At 57.1% G+C, this 12018-nt stretch carries 10 protein-coding genes; 6 read left to right on the top strand and 4 right to left on the bottom strand.

Features of this window, described 5'->3' with window-relative positions; translation table 11 throughout:
- Positions 1 to 143: 143 nt before the first annotated feature.
- Both ACR0DY_RS13395 and ACR0DY_RS13390 read right to left on the bottom strand, forming a co-directional pair.
- Entirely contained in the window at positions 144 to 1478 is a 1335-nt protein-coding gene (locus tag ACR0DY_RS13395; RefSeq protein ID WP_480505532.1) for an NAD(P)-dependent oxidoreductase, read from the bottom strand.
- Positions 1479 to 1637: 159 nt separating this feature from the next.
- Entirely contained in the window at positions 1638 to 2270 is a 633-nt protein-coding gene (locus ACR0DY_RS13390) for a cupin domain-containing protein (RefSeq protein WP_480505533.1), read from the bottom strand.
- Positions 2271 to 2413: 143 nt separating this feature from the next.
- On the opposite strand from ACR0DY_RS13390, the gene ACR0DY_RS13385 reads away from it, so the two are divergent.
- The 3 genes from ACR0DY_RS13385 (at position 2414) to ACR0DY_RS13375 (ending at position 5486) form a co-directional block, all read left to right on the top strand.
- Positions 2414 to 3409 (top strand): hypothetical protein, encoded by a 996-nt coding sequence (locus ACR0DY_RS13385; protein ID WP_480545658.1) that lies wholly within the window; start codon positions 2414 to 2416, stop codon positions 3407 to 3409.
- 71 nt (positions 3410 to 3480) lie between these two features.
- Entirely contained in the window at positions 3481 to 4773 is a 1293-nt protein-coding gene (locus tag ACR0DY_RS13380) for an O-acetylhomoserine aminocarboxypropyltransferase/cysteine synthase family protein (RefSeq protein ID WP_480481352.1), read from the top strand.
- Between the two features lie 2 nt (positions 4774 to 4775).
- Positions 4776 to 5486, top strand: a complete 711-nt coding sequence (locus ACR0DY_RS13375) for a GNAT family N-acetyltransferase (RefSeq protein ID WP_480481354.1) — start codon at positions 4776 to 4778, stop codon at positions 5484 to 5486.
- Between the two features lie 2 nt (positions 5487 to 5488).
- Here the strand turns inward: ACR0DY_RS13375 and ACR0DY_RS13370 are convergent, their stop codons facing one another.
- Positions 5489 to 6193, bottom strand: a complete 705-nt coding sequence (locus ACR0DY_RS13370) for an SIMPL domain-containing protein (RefSeq protein ID WP_480492689.1) — start codon at positions 6191 to 6193, stop codon at positions 5489 to 5491.
- 155 nt (positions 6194 to 6348) lie between these two features.
- On the opposite strand from ACR0DY_RS13370, the gene ACR0DY_RS13365 reads away from it, so the two are divergent.
- Complete coding sequence (locus ACR0DY_RS13365) at positions 6349 to 8301, top strand: hypothetical protein (RefSeq protein WP_480545660.1); 1953 nt, start codon at positions 6349 to 6351, stop codon at positions 8299 to 8301.
- Positions 8302 to 8388: 87 nt separating this feature from the next.
- Here the strand turns inward: ACR0DY_RS13365 and hppD are convergent, their stop codons facing one another.
- Positions 8389 to 9486: a 4-hydroxyphenylpyruvate dioxygenase gene (gene hppD, locus ACR0DY_RS13360; RefSeq protein WP_480505541.1), complete on the bottom strand. Its 1098-nt coding sequence runs from the start codon at positions 9484 to 9486 to the stop codon at positions 8389 to 8391.
- A gap of 146 nt (positions 9487 to 9632) precedes the next feature.
- On the opposite strand from hppD, the gene ACR0DY_RS13355 reads away from it, so the two are divergent.
- The gene (locus tag ACR0DY_RS13355) at positions 9633 to 10088 is read left to right on the top strand and encodes an Lrp/AsnC family transcriptional regulator (RefSeq protein WP_209504202.1); all 456 of its coding nucleotides are present in this window, start codon (positions 9633 to 9635) and stop codon (positions 10086 to 10088) included.
- Between the two features lie 19 nt (positions 10089 to 10107).
- A complete protein-coding gene (locus ACR0DY_RS13350) occupies positions 10108 to 11988 on the top strand; it encodes a monovalent cation:proton antiporter-2 (CPA2) family protein (protein ID WP_209595914.1) in 1881 nt (626 codons plus the stop codon).
- Positions 11989 to 12018 lie beyond the last annotated feature (30 nt).

Raw genomic sequence — 12018 nt, 5'->3', positions numbered from 1 at the left:
CCGGATCGATACAGCTGGCTACAGCCGCCACGTGGACGCGGCCGGTCAGTGCTCTGGTGGTGTAATGCTGCGCTACGGCTTGTTCTATCCGGGACATAGGACTACCTCAGCAGCGAAAGGAATGGGGTGAATACCCCATCCTATCACGAAACCAGCGTCGCGTGGATGTCCATCGCTGCATCCCGGCCTTCGGCAACAGCCGTTACGGTCAGGTCCTCGCCCCCCGCCGCGCAATCTCCGCCTGCCCAGACTCCGGCCACAGAAGTGCGTCCCGCACCGCTGACAGCGATCTTGTTGCCGTCCAGCTTCAGCCCTTCCGGCGCACCTTCCAGAGTCTGACCGATGGCCTTGAGAATCTGGTCTGCCCGCAGCCGGACCGTTTCACCGGTTCCGGTGAGTTGGCCGTTCTGGCTTGAGGTATACTCCAGTTCTATCTCGGCGGCAGTCCCATTGCCGTGTACCGCCACCGGCTGCACGTTGGTCAAGATCTGAACCCCGTGCGAGGCTGCCAGATCCTGCTCGTACCGGCTGGCACCCATGGCGTCGCGGCCCCGGCGATAGGCAATGGTGACATTCTCGGCACCTAACAATTTGGACTTTACCGCTGCGTCCACGGCAGTCATGCCTCCGCCAATCACGACGACGTTCCGCCCGACAGGAAGCTTTGCAAGATCACCAGCCTGCCGCACGTCCGAGATGAAATTGACGGCATCCCGCACGCCGTCCTTGTCAACACCATCCGCGCGCAGGGCATTCACCCCGGCAAGTCCGATGGACAGGAACACCGCGTCGTAGTTTTTGACCAGACCATCCAGTGAGATGCTTTCACCCAGAACCGACCCGGTTTCAATCGAGATACCACCGATTTTCAGCAGCCAGTCGACCTCGGCCTGCGCAAAATTGTTGGTCGATTTATAGGCGGCAATCCCGTATTCATTCAGACCGCCCGGTTTGGGTTTGCCTTCGTGGATCACCACGTCATGGCCCAGCATGGCAAGGCGATGCGCGCAGGCCAGACCAGCAGGCCCTGCCCCCACGACAGCAACCGTTTTCCCGGTTGATGCCGCACGCTCAAACGGATGCGCGCCCAAGGACATAAGATCATCCGTCGCAAAGCGCTGTAGTCGCCCGATCTCGACCGGCTTACCTTCGGCCGCCTCACGAACACAGGCCTCTTCGCACAGTGTTTCCGTCGGACAGACACGGGCGCACATCCCGCCCAAGATGTTCTGCTGAAAGATCGTTCGCCCGGCTGACTGCGGCTGTCCGGCCTGAATCTGACGGATGAATAGCGGAATATCGATGTCTGTCGGACACGCTGTGACGCAAGGCGCGTCATAGCAGAAATAACAACGGTCTGCTGCAACTGCGGCCTCATGCGGGGCCAATGGCGGATGCAGATCGGTGAAATTCGAGGTCAGCTCATCGCTTGAAAGCCGCCCGGCGACGATGCCGGGTGCCATCTGGCCCTGTGCCATCACTCTACTCCCTGTAGATATGTTTGTTATGACCTCAGCTTGCCACAAATAAATTTTTTATCAATTGGTAAAATTTGTCAGATGATCAAAAAATTGAAAATCCGGGCCTTAAAACCCGGATTCACTGGCATTTTGGTTAATTTCAGGGCCGAAAAGCTTTCAGACCATTTCGCCAAGATGGTGGGACTTGGTCCAAACCCGGGCGCCGTCAGGCCCTGCAACGGCCCGCGAGTGCGTTCCGGGCGGCAAGCGCAACCAGTCCCATGTCGAAAATTCCTCCCCCGATTCACAGAAACTGCCGCTTATGACAAACACTTCCATTCCGTCGCGCGCATCCAGCTCGACCACGTCCCCCGCCGCCCATGTCCGCACAAAAACGTCCTCATGTTCATCTTTGAACAGTTGTACGTCAGAATCGCCATTTATCGAGCGGCGCACCTCGGTACGGTCTTGCGGGTCAAACTGGTGCAGCTTGACCAGAATGGTCGCGCCTTCCGCTGCAGACGGAGTGTGCGAGGACGTCGGCGGATTGCGCACATAGCTGCCGACGGGGAAATCTCCGGTCTCGTCCTGAAATACGCCGTCCAGCACCAGATATTCCTCGCCGCCGTCATGGGTATGGGCAGAAAAAGCGCTGCCGGGCGCAAAGCGGACAATGGTTGTTGCACGGGCCACCTCATCACCAATCCGGTCCAGCATTTTACGCTCGACGCCAGCCGCAGGGGAAGCGACCCATTCGCTATTGTCAAAATGAACTGCGACCCGTTTTGTGAAATCCGCATTGATCCGCATGTGTAACCCTTTCTGCTGCGACCCCTGAAAGAAATGGGATCGCGTGATGAAATTTCAAATTTTCCGCTTTTGACGCCTTGGGCCGCTTGCTGTAATCCGAACTTCAAGGTGCACGGTCAAACACCTGTCGGGAACGGGCATAGATGCAGGCAACGTCACAGAAATTCAACATCGCGGTCGTCGGTCAAAACAACCGCCTGCAATACGAAGCCCTGTTGTTTGCGGCTTCACTGCGCCATTCTTCACCGCAATTCGAGGGCAAACTGTTTGTCGCCACACCCAATCCGGGGCCCCGCTGGAAACAGGATCCCCGCATTCAGGACGAAGAAGTTCTGAAAGCCCTGAAACAACTGGATGCCGAAATTCTGCCCTTCGACTCGCATGTATTCGGTGAAAGCTATCCCTACGGCAACAAGATCGAAGCGCTGATGGCCCTGCCGGAAGATGAGCCCTTTGTGTTCTTTGACACCGACACGCTGATCACTGGCGAGATCACATCTGTACCTTTTGACTTCGACCGCCCCAGCGCATCACTGAAGGTTGAAGGGACATGGCCCAAACCAACGCTGTATGGCCCCGGCTTTGACGGTATCTGGCGCGCGCTTTACGCCCGGTTCGGGTTGGATTTCGAAAGCTCGCTGGACACCGATCAACCCCATGATCACTGGCGGCGGTACCTGTATTTCAATGCAGGCTATTTCTTCTGCAAATGCCCGCGGAAATTTGGTGAGCGTTTTCTGGACTACGCTAGGACAATCCGCGACGAAAACATTCCGGAGTTGACTGGCCAAAGCCTTGACCCCTGGCTGGATCAGGTCGCCCTGCCCCTTGTCATTCACTCGTTCGGTGGCGGTCGTGATGTTTTGCCCCCCGGTTTGCTGGACGGGTCCGTCAGTTGCCATTATCGCCTGTTTCCCTTGCTTTACGCCCGTGAAAGCGACCATGTGATAGACGTCTTGGAAACCGTCGTCGCTCCAAACAAGGTCAAGAAGGTTCTCAAGCAATACGAGCCACTGAAAAAGATGGTGCTGCAGGGGAAAGGCGCAAAAGTCCGCGCCCTGTTTGACCGGGATCATCTGCCACGACGTGAACAGGCCATCCGCAACACGATCAAAAGCAAGGGCCTCTGGCTGCGCTGACAGGATCGTTGTGCGCAGGCGGGCAATGGCCTACAGATTTCGCAAGACAAATTCCAACAGGAGATTTCAAGATGTCTGACGGCCCCACCTACGGTTTCGACACGTTGCAAATTCACGCGGGCGCCCGCCCCGACCCGGCGACCGGAGCGCGCCAGACACCGATCTATCAGACAACTGCCTATGTGTTCCGCGATGCAGACCACGCAGCGGCCCTGTTCAACCTGCAAGAGGTGGGCTTTATCTATTCCCGCCTGACCAACCCAACCGTCGCCGTTCTACAGGAACGCGTGGCGACTCTTGAAGGCGGCGTTGGTGCTGTTTGCTGTTCGTCCGGGCACGCGGCCCAGATCATGGCGCTGTTCCCGCTGATGGGTCCGGGTTGCAATGTGGTCGCCTCAACCCGTTTGTACGGCGGCACGGTCACGCAGTTCAGCCAGACGATCAAACGTTTTGGCTGGTCTGCCAAGTTTGTCGACACCGATGATCTGGACGCGGTGAAGGGCGCAATCGATGAGAATACCCGTGCGATTTTCTGCGAGTCCATCGCCAATCCCGGCGGCTATGTGACGGATATCCGTGCGCTGGCGGACGCGGCTGATGCAGCGGGCATTCCGCTGATCGTCGATAACACCTCGGCCACGCCCTATCTGTGCCGCCCGATTGATCACGGCGCGACCCTGGTCGTGCATTCAACCACCAAGTACCTGACCGGCAACGGTACGGTCACCGGCGGTTGCATCGTGGATTCGGGCAAGTTCGACTGGTCGGCAAATGACAAGTTCCCCTCGCTCAGCCAACCCGAACCGGCCTATCATGGACTGAAGTTCCACGAGACCTTTGGCCCGCTGGCCTTCACCTTCCATGGCATCGCCATCGGTCTGCGTGATCTGGGCATGACCATGAACCCGCAGGCAGCCCACTACACGCTGATGGGGATCGAAACACTGTCGCTGCGGATGGAGCGCCACGTAGAGAACGCCCAGAAAATCGCAGCGTGGTTGGAAGCGGATGACCGGGTGGACTACGTCACCTATGCGGGATTGCCGTCATCGCCTTACAAAGACCGGGTCAAATCGCAATATCCACGTGGCGCTGGCGCATTGTTCACCTTTGCAGTGAAGGGCGGCTATGACGCCTGTATCAAGCTGGTCAATGCGCTGGAAATCTTCAGCCACGTAGCCAATCTGGGCGACGCGCGCTCGCTGATCATTCATTCGGCATCGACCACGCACCGTCAGTTGACCCCGGAACAGCAGGAAGCCGCAGGCGCAGGTCCGGGCGTGGTGCGCGTGTCCATCGGGATCGAGGACGTGAACGATCTGATTGCCGACCTTGATCAAGCCCTGGCCAAAGCAACCGCCTGACCATGACCCAGCACGACACAAACAACCTTGGCCAGCCTATCGGTTTACCGGTTTCGGGTGACTTTCCACGCCCGACGCCACCCTATACGCCGATGGTGGGCCGGTATTGTTCTGTCGTGCCCCTTGATGTGAACAGACATGCGCCCGGATTGTTCCGGGCGTTTGCAAAGGACACGGATGGCCACAACTGGACCTACCTGCCCTACGGCCCGTTTGCTGGCGAACCTGAATTCGAAGACTGGGCGCGCGCCAACTGCATGGATGCGGACCCGATGTTCCATACTGTTCTGGACGGTGATGACATACCGTTGGGCATGGCTTCATATTTGCGGATCGAACCCGCTGCCGGAGCGATTGAGGTCGGGCATATCCATTTTTCACCCCTGCTTCAGCGCAAACCGCAATCAACCGAAGTCATGTATCTTATGATGCGGCGCGTGTTCGATGAACTGGGTTACCGGCGTTACGAATGGAAATGCGACGCGTTAAATGGTCCGTCGCGCAGTGCGGCAGAGCGGCTTGGGTTCACCTTCGAAGGCGTGTTTCGCCAAGCGACCCACTACAAAGGACGCAACCGCGACACAGCCTGGTATTCAATCATAGATACCGAATGGCCACGCATCCGCGATGCATTCGAGGCCTGGTTGTTACCCGAAAATTTCGACGCTTCGGGCCAACAACGAAAACCGCTGATGGCCCGCGCGAAGGGTTGATTTCATTCCGAAATCTCGAACACCATCGAGACGCTGACAGACACCGAAACCTCGCCACCTGCCACAGGAACACCCCCTGCGTCAGCCATGCTCATCATGCGCATCTCGGGCATCGGGCGCACGCCCCCCGTTTGTTCCGAAATCGTTTGCACCGCGCCAAGGGTTACACCCGCGGCCTGCGCCAACTGCTCGGCCTTGGCCATAGCTTCGCCGACAGCTTGCGCGCGCGCTTGGGCTTCGATTGGTTTGGTATCCTGCACCCCAAAGCTCAATCCACCAAAATCGTTGGCGCCATCCTGAATGACCGCATCCATGATGCTTCCAAGCTTGGACAAATCACGCACACGCACAAACACGCGGTTCGAGGCTGCGAACCCCGAAATTTCCGGTGTTTCCCCATTCTGCCCGTGCCGCCCAGACCAAACAGGGGAAAGCGACAGATCGCGGGTCTGAATATCGCGGTCTTCAATCCCCATCCCGGTCAGGCGCGCAAGAACCTTCGCAACTGCGTCCGAGGTGGCCTGCATCGCTGCCGAAGCCTCGGCATTTTCATTTGTCACACCCAATGTGATCGTCGCCATATCGGGGGCAACATCGATGGTTCCGGTTGCGTCAACGGTGATGCGACGTTCTTCCGCATGGGCAAGTCCAGCGGTCGTTGCGGCCATCATTGCGGCCAGAAAAGCGAATGTCTTCAATGTTATCACTCCGATTTGCTTGGGTTAAAGATGGGTCGGCGATGCATTGCCATACAAGAGGAGAGTTTGCCTTTTTCTTTCCCTCGGCAAGTTCCTGCTTTAATGTCGGTCTGCGAACGCCATGGTGTTTGCATTGACGTTGATAATTATGGTTCCTGCGGATTATGAAACCTGCCTTTGCGCTGTCTTTTTCTGCGACCGGAATATCACTGTATCATCACTCGGATGACGAATGGTTCGTTATCGGCTCGATTCCCTTGGATTCGCCGGACCTGTCCGGTCAGATGCAGGTTTTGCGGGAAAACGCCTTTGCGTTGGAAAACGACCTAAGCTGCAAGCTTGTTTTGCCTTCCGAACAGGTTCGATACCTTCAGGTTGCAACCGATGACTTGCTCCCCGAAGACACGGTCGAACGTATTGAGAGCGCACTTGCCGACGCAACGCCTTACGCTTTGTCCGAGCTCAGCTACGACTATCAGACCGAAGGCGGCACCACCTATGTTGCAGCTGTCGCGCAGGAAACGCTGAGCGAGGCGCGGGCCTTTGCCTCGGACCATGGATTCGTGCCGGTTTTGTTTTGCGCCGAGGAAGACGCAGACGCATTCCCCCGAGAAGCATTGTTCGCGCAGCGTTCAGGCACATCGGAAACCCGACCATCAGAGCTACCGCTGTCGGTAAAAAACGCAGACCAGCCCGAACCGGCAAAACCCTCTGGGAAACCAGCGCATCCCATTGCAGGCGCAGCGGCACCAAACGTGTTTCTGACCCCCGAAACACCTGACAATAAGTTTGCGACTACGAAAGCGCAGGCACCGCGTTTTGCTATCCCGGCATTTGCCGCGGCGCTTCTTCTTGGTGGCGCTTTCGGCGTTTGGCTGGCCTTGGACAGCGGTGGAGAAACAGATCAGGCCGCACTGAGCCCAACTCCAACCGAGACAGGTGTTTCCGAGCCGGTAATCGACGCCCTGCCACCGATAGTGCCCGAAGTTGCGGCAATTGCCCCCCCGGAAAACTTGCCACCTGAGCCTCCTCTGGACAGGGACGTGCCCCCAACACCGGAACCTACTGACGCCGAAGCCGAAGAACAACCGGAACTCACGCCTACCGACGCGGCAATCCTTGAGGCGCTCAAGGTGGCCCCGACCCCTGTTGAATCTGTGGCTCAGGACCCCGAGGCAGATGAGGATATCAGCGCTGCCTCCGGTGTGAATGTAACGCCTCCGGCCGCTTTGGACGTGCCAGAAGCCCCGGAACCGGACGAGTTGTATCTGACGTCGATTGACAAATCCGACCTGTCCAGCGATGCGGTTGCCCTGCCCCCGGCTTCCAGTTTCGATACTGACGAACCCTTTGTTCGGGACGTGCAACATGGCATAGCAGGAGCGCGGTTCAATCTGGATGATCGCGGGCTGGTAACGCCCACGCCGGAAGGGACGCTGAACCCGGATGGGGTTGTCGTTTTTCAGGGTCGACCGTCGAAGGTTCCGCCAGCAACGCCAGTGCGTTTCGAAGATGAACCCGTACTTGACGAGGTCGACGAAAGACTGGCCGGTCTTCGCCCCAAACCTCGCCCCGCAGATCTGGTCGAGAGCTTCGAGCGCGGGCAGTTGGGGGGGCGGTCTCTGGCAGAGCTTTCGGCCAAGCGACCAAAAGCACGCCCGGACAGTCTGCAAGCGCGCACAGAAATCGACGAGACGCCAACCGCATTGGCCGTTGTCCGCGTCCCGCGCCCCAGGTTGCGACCGGCGGGTCTGGACACGGCAAAGGCACCTGCTTCTGGTAACTCCAATCTTGGATCAACGGCCGCGCTGGACCAGAGTTCAGACGACGCCGGATCGTTTCAGGCGAAATCGGTTGCACCCAAGATTCCCACAACCGCATCTGTAGCCCGCCAGGCTACACTCGATAACGCGATCAATCTGCGTCGCTTAAATCTGATCGGCGTTTACGGCACACCCGCAAACCGTCGCGCCTTGGTCCGGCTTCCCAGTGGGCGCTACAAAAAACTGAAAGTTGGGGACAGTATTGACGGCGGCAAGGTCATTGCTATCAGTGACAGTGAACTGCGTTATCAAAAGAAAGGTCGCAACGTGACCCTGGCGATGCCACGCAGCTGACATAGGCGCTCAAAACCGTGACCGATCACCTGTAGACAGGCACGTCAGAGGCAGCAGAACCGCCCCCGACTTATTGGTTCATTTGGATCAAGCCGCGGAAATCTCGCCGTTTTCGATCTGTTCGCGCTCGATGGATTCAAACAGCGCCTGGAAGTTCCCTTCGCCGAAACCATCATCACCCTTGCGCTGAATAAACTCGAAGAAGATCGGGCCAATCACCGTTTTCGAGAAGATCTGCAACAGAATGCGCGTCTCGCCCCCGTCAACGACACCTTCACCGTCGATCAGGATGCCGTGTTTCATCATCAGGTCCAGCGGCTCTTCATGACCGACCACGCGGGTCCTGGACATCTCGTAATAAGCTTCATTCGGACCCGGCATGAACTTCAGGCCGTTTTCAGCAATGGCATCGGTCGAGGCATAGATGTCATCGCTACCAACCGCGATATGCTGAATGCCTTCACCTTTGTATTTCTTCAGGTAAGACACGATCTGCCCGGTCTCACCGCGGTCCTCGTTGATCGGAATACGAATACGACCGCAGGGTGATGTCAGCGCGCGGCTATAAAGGCCGGTGAATTTTCCCTGAATGTCAAAGAAACGAATTTCACGGAAGTTGAACAGGTCGCCATAGAACTTGAACCACTTGTCCATGTTGCCCTTGTAGACATTGTGCGTCAGGTGATCGAGATAGAAGAACCCCTCGCCCCGAGGTTTGGATTCCTTGATCCAGTTGAATTCCTGATTATAGGGCGATGTGTCGTAGTACTGATCAATGAAATAGATCAGCGACCCGCCAATACCCTTGATCGCAGGCACATTCATGGTTTTGTCAGCGTGGTCGTAAGGTTCCGCACCTTTTGACACGGCATGCTCATACGCTTTTTGCGCGTCCACCACCCGCCAGCCCATCGATGGCGCGCAGGGCCCATGTTCGGCCACGAACTTAGCCGCGAAACTGTCCGGGTCAGCATTCAGGATGTATGTGACATCCCCTTGTTGCCAAAGCTCGACAGCAGGTTTTTCCTTGTGGCGGGCCACCAGATCAAACCCCATCTTTGCGAACAGATCACGCAGCTCCTGCGGTTCTGGATGGGCGAATTCGACGAATTCAAACCCATCTGTTCCGGCAGGGTTTTCTTCGCTGATCACGGATTTCGGGGCATTGTGCGGGAAAGGACCCATGGGCGTCTCCTACGAAAACAGGAATTTCTTTGCTGATTCAAAAATACGACTTTTCTGACGCTGTTTCTGCGCATTGTTTTTGTATAAACTGCAAGATGACGCGCAAAATGCGCATATCAGTTAATAAAATCAGGATTTTTCCGCACATGTTGGATGCAACCGACAAGCGACTGCTTTCCGCTCTGCAAAAAGATGCACATCTGACAGCGCAACAACTGGGTGAAATGCTGAACCTGTCGCCCAGTCAAGCGGGTCGCCGCCGACAGCGGCTTGAAGTCGAAGGGTACATCACCGGATATGCTGCCCGGCTGGACCCGCTGAAACTGGGCTTACAGGTGCAGGGGTTCGTTCAGGTGCATCTGGGCACCCATGGCCCCGAGCAATCCGCAAGCTTTGCCCGCATGGTCGACACCCGACCCGAGATTACCAGTGCATGGACGATGACGGGCGAGGCAGACTATCTGCTGCACATCTACTGTGACGACCTGTCCGCCCTCAACAGCTTGCTACATCATGTGATCCTGCCGCATCCTGCCGTTGCAAGAGTACAAAGCCAGATCGTAATGGATCAACTTAAACGCGACGCCCCCCTTCCCACCTGAAAAGGTTCTGAGGACACACATGGACGACTTTCTATATCAGGCTTCAATCTATCTGGCAGCGGCAGTCATTGCCGTTCCCCTGTCTGCCAGACTGGGGTTGGGATCCGTGCTGGGTTATCTTGCCGCCGGGATCATTATCGGACCCGCACTGGGCCTTGTCGGAGCGGAAACCGAAAATCTTCAGCATGTGGCCGAATTTGGCGTGGTGATGATGCTGTTTCTCATCGGTCTGGAACTGGAGCCACGCGCCCTGTGGGACATGCGCGACAAGTTATTGGGTCTGGGCGGATTGCAGGTGTTGCTGTCAACAGTCGCGATTGCTGCCGTGGCCATGTACGCCAACCATCCCTGGTCGGTTGCCCTGGCGGTAGGGTTGACCCTTTCGCTTTCATCGACCGCGATCGTTCTTCAAACCCTGTCAGAAAAAGGCCTGATGCAGACAAACGGCGGCCGCGCGACATTTTCGGTTCTGTTGACGCAGGACATCGCGGTGATCCCAATTCTGGCTTTGTTGCCACTGCTGGCGCTGCCCGCCATGCCACGTTTCCAAGCAGATGGATCGATTGACCGGGGGGCAGGAGGATCACATGGCGCAGGCGATCACAGTTTGTCGCTGGTCGAAGGGCTGCCGGGCTGGGCCGTCACCCTTGTCACAATCGGCGTTGTGGTGTTTGTCATTCTGGCCGGTGTCTACCTGACAAGACCGTTGTTTCGCTTCATCCACGCAACCCGTCTGCGCGAGATGTACACCGCACTGGCACTGATGATTGTCGTGGGCATTTCGTTTCTGATGACACTGGTCGGCCTGTCACCTGCCCTGGGCGCGTTCCTGGCAGGCGTTGTTCTGGCCAGTTCTGAATTCAGACATGAAATGGAAAGCGACCTTGAGCCGTTCAAAGGATTGTTTCTGGGGCTGTTTTTCATCACGGTCGGTGCCGGAATAGACTTCGGTTATTTTTTCAACGACCCGCTGGACCTGATTGGACTGGCGCTGCTTGTGATACTTGCCAAGGGGATCATCCTATTTCTGGTGGGCAAGGCCTTCAAACTGCGGGGACGTGATCACTGGTTGTTCACCCTTGGGTTGGCGCAGGCTGGTGAGTTCGGTTTTGTCCTGCTGGCATTTTCGACGAAACAGAATGTCATTCCGCCCGACCTGTCGCAGAAACTGCTGATGATCGTTGCTCTGACGATGTTGATCACGCCGCTTCTTTTCATCGTCTACGATGCGTTGTCGCGGAAGATTGGCGATTCCGCGGCCAGCCCCGAACCTGACGTGATTGACGAAAAGGGCCCGGTCATCATCGCCGGCATTGGTCGCTTTGGTCAGATCGTCAACCGGCTGGTGCGGGCCAGCGGTTTCAAGACAGTCGTTCTGGACCACAATATTGAAACGATTCAGCTGATGCGCCGATTTGGCGTCAAAGGCTTTCTGGGCGATCCCACTCGGCCGGAACTGTTGCGCGCGGCGGGATTGGACAAAGCATCCGTTCTTGTCGCCGTTATGGATGATCACAAGCAAGTCACACGGCTTGTCAGCTATGCCCGACGGCAGCGTCCTGACCTTCACATCATCGCCCGCGCCCGCGACCGGACCCATGTATACGAGTTGTATCAGGCGGGTGCCAATGACATCGTGCGGGAAATGTTCGACAGTTCGCTGCGCGCAGGTCGCTATGTTCTGGAGAATATCGGACTGAGTGAATACGAAGCAGCCCAGGCTGAACAGACGTTTTACCACCATGACAGGAAGGCGGTGCGCGATCTGGCCGAGCTTTGGGTCCCCGGAATGCCAATCGCCGAAAACAAGAAATACATCGAGCGTTCGCAGGCGCTGGAAAAGGATCTGGAAACCGCGCTGCTGGAACTGGCTGAAGAGCACGCCAAGAAATCGGCCTGACCCAAGCCTTTGCCCGGGTCAGATGCGAGT

This window comes from Ruegeria sp. O6 (genome assembly GCF_056535045.1).
Note: the sequence above shows the minus strand (reverse complement) of the source record. Positions and strands in the feature narration are given on the sequence as shown.